The sequence below is a fragment of the Acinetobacter sp. UBA3025 genome, assembly GCF_002367915.1.
Taxonomy (GTDB): Bacteria; Pseudomonadota; Gammaproteobacteria; order Pseudomonadales; family Moraxellaceae; genus Acinetobacter.
In genome coordinates this window covers 1-2,751 of sequence record NZ_DFDO01000137.1, presented here as the reverse complement: position 1 = coordinate 2,751, position 2,751 = coordinate 1, and the positions used below count along the sequence as shown (strand labels likewise).

The window sequence follows — 2,751 nt, the reverse complement described above, 5'->3', positions numbered from 1 at the left end:
GGGTAAAGCGGCTGGTAAGACAACCTGACGAATCGTTTCTGATTTGGTCGCGCCCAGACCTAAAGAACCATCCCTTAAGGCACGTGGGACCTGGGTAATAATGTCGTCTGATAAAGAGGAAACAAATGGAATAATCATGATGCCCATGACGAAGCCAGCGGTGAGCGCACTGGTGGCATTAATATCAATACTGACCAAAGCACCTAGACTTTTAAGAAATGGCCCCAGAATCATTAAAGCGAAAACACCGTAGACAATTGTTGGAATTCCAGCCAAAACTTCAATGGTCGGCTTTGCCCAAGCCCGGAAGCGTGGTGATGCGTACTCGGCCAGATAAATTGCAATCATCAGTCCCAGGGGGACTGCAACAAGCAATGCAATCCCGCTGACCATCAACGTTCCCCACAGCAATGGTAATAATCCATAACTGCCTTCGGCATGACCCGAGGTGCTAAAACCCGGATCCCATTCGGTGCCAAAGAAGAAATCCAGCGGACTGACAAAGCTGAAGAATCGCATGGCTTCGCCAAACATCGACATCACAATACCGAGTGTGGTCAGGATGGCTACTCCAGAACACAAGGCCAGCCCGATATTCATGATCTTTTCGACCTGATTCCGTGCACGAAAATTCTGGCTGATCCGTTTTTTTGCCCAGACCAGACCGGCCAAAGCCACAGAAATAACAACTGCCAGTTTGGCAAAAGTACCGATGGTAGAAAATTTAGCTAATTGTTCTGCTGCTGCAAGTTCATAAGCAGCTGGCTGATCACTGACACCGAAACCGGAAGCCAATGCCTCTACACGGTCTATGACCACACTCAGACTGGCTTGATCCAGATGAGTCAAAACATCATGAGGCAGGTGCTTAATTACGACCTGTTCCAGCAGGCTAGGTTCAACAATGTTCCATGCCATCAGAATCAAAAATGCAGGAAGTCCACACCACAAAGCTACCAGTGCGCCATAATATCCAGGACGTGAATGTAGCATCGCAGAATTATTGCCCTGACCTGCTAGTTTCCGGCTTTTACTTAATCCGATTTGATAGGCGATGGCAATTAAAGCCAGTAACACACCTATAAGTAGCAGATTCATGTATTCTCCATGGTTCTTTCAAGGATTTTAGCCTGTGAAAAAACTTGCTTGCTATGAAAAGCCGATGACAGGTCGACTGTCACCAGCATTTTCCTAAATCCTGTTTTATTTCACTACTACGGCTTTTGCAGCCTTAAAGTTTGCCAGCACTGCTGCACGTTCTTTGTCTGACATTGAAATCAAGCCGGCTTTTTCTAGCTTGGAACCCTTACCTGATACTTTTTTATTCAGGAAATACTCTGTGAACTGTTGCAAACCTTTGATTGATTTCAGGTGTTCGCCTTTGACATAGAAGAACAACGGGCGAGATACTGGATAAGCCCCATTTAAAATGGTCTTTTCAGAAGGAGCAACGTTGTTGACGGTTGCTACACGTAGCTTGTCGCGGTTTTGATCGTAAAAGCCCAGGCCGAATACGCCAACAGCGCTCGGTGAGGTTTTTAAGCGTGCCAAGGTTTCAGTATAGTCACCTGAAATTTCAACAACACGGCCATCTTTACGGAAGCTGGTACATGCTTTTTTCTGTGCATCTTTCGCTAGAGCCTTAATAGCAGCATACGATTCACAACCTGCATCCACCATCTTCTCCTGGAAGACTTCGCGCGTTCCATGATTCGAAGCTGGAATTACTAGCGTGATCGGCTCATTCGGTAATGATGAATCAATTTGGTTCCAGCGAGTATATGGGTTAGGTACCATTTTACCCTTAGCCGGCAGCTCTGCCGCTAATGCAGCATAAACATGCTGTGGACGTAATTTGTATGCCGCTTTTTTGGCATTTGAAGCAAAGACGATGCCGTCATAACCAATCTTGATTTCGAGAACCTGGTTCACACCATTTTTCTTACATTCTGCCAATTCAGAGCTTTTGATCTGACGTGAAGCATTGGCTATATCGATGGTGTTATCCCCTACACCATTACAAAACTGTTTTAAACCACCTGAAGAACCGCCAGAACCGACAACCGGAGTTTTGAACTGCGGAAAGGTATTGCCAAACTCTTCAGCCACAATACTGGCATAAGGTAGAACGGTTGAAGACCCTGCAATCTGAATTGTATCTCGTGCAGCATTTGCTGTAGTTGCTGCAGCCCCGGTTAAAGCTAAAGCTAAGGCAATATTGGTAAAGCGCATTCTGTATCTCTCTCATTTATACAACTTGGGAGTACGCCACTTTTTATTCAGTTTTGTACTTGTTTCGATACATGCATTGTGGTTTTAGAATATGACAGACAGGTTACATCTTTATGACGTTTTAATGATAATTAAATAGACAGTTAGCACCTTATTGACATAAAAAAAGACCCTGTTCAGGGTCTTTTCATTTAAGTAGTGGGTTCAGTAGATTCAGGTAAAAGTACAGGTTTCCTACGATATTTCATCACATACATCACCGTCAAAAACAGCAGCCAGACCGGCACCAATGCAACGGCAATCTGCATTTCTTTGGTAAAGCTCATGATCATTAAGATCATGATGATAAATGAAGTCGTCAGGTAATTACTCCAGCGGCCAAACAGGCTTGGGAATGCGGTCGTCTGCTGCTGTTCCTGCATGGCTTTTCTGAATTTCAGATGGGTCAGTGAAATCATCAGCCAGTTAATCACCAGAGCAGAAACCACCAGTAGCATCAGAATACCAAAAGCTTCACCC

Annotated in this window: 2 protein-coding genes and 1 pseudogene; all 3 read right to left on the bottom strand. The window is 44.8% G+C overall.

Features of this window, described 5'->3' with window-relative positions:
* A partial coding sequence (gene pstC, locus B4J23_RS05835; RefSeq protein WP_291359226.1) for a phosphate ABC transporter permease subunit PstC occupies nucleotides 1-1,098 on the bottom strand: 1,098 nt, incomplete at its 3' end.
* A 105-nt stretch (nucleotides 1,099-1,203) separates the two neighbouring features.
* Entirely contained in the window at nucleotides 1,204-2,232 is a 1,029-nt protein-coding gene (locus B4J23_RS05830; RefSeq protein WP_004782659.1) for a substrate-binding domain-containing protein, read from the bottom strand.
* Nucleotides 2,233-2,423: 191 nt separating this feature from the next.
* Nucleotides 2,424-2,751: pseudogene (locus B4J23_RS05825) on the bottom strand (aromatic amino acid transporter AroP); the annotation flags it as partial.

Coding starts and splice junctions, on each gene's coding strand:
- B4J23_RS05830 (WP_004782659.1), bottom strand. CDS start 2,232: ATGCGCTTTACCAATATTGCCTTAGCTTTAGCTTTAACCGGGGCTGCA.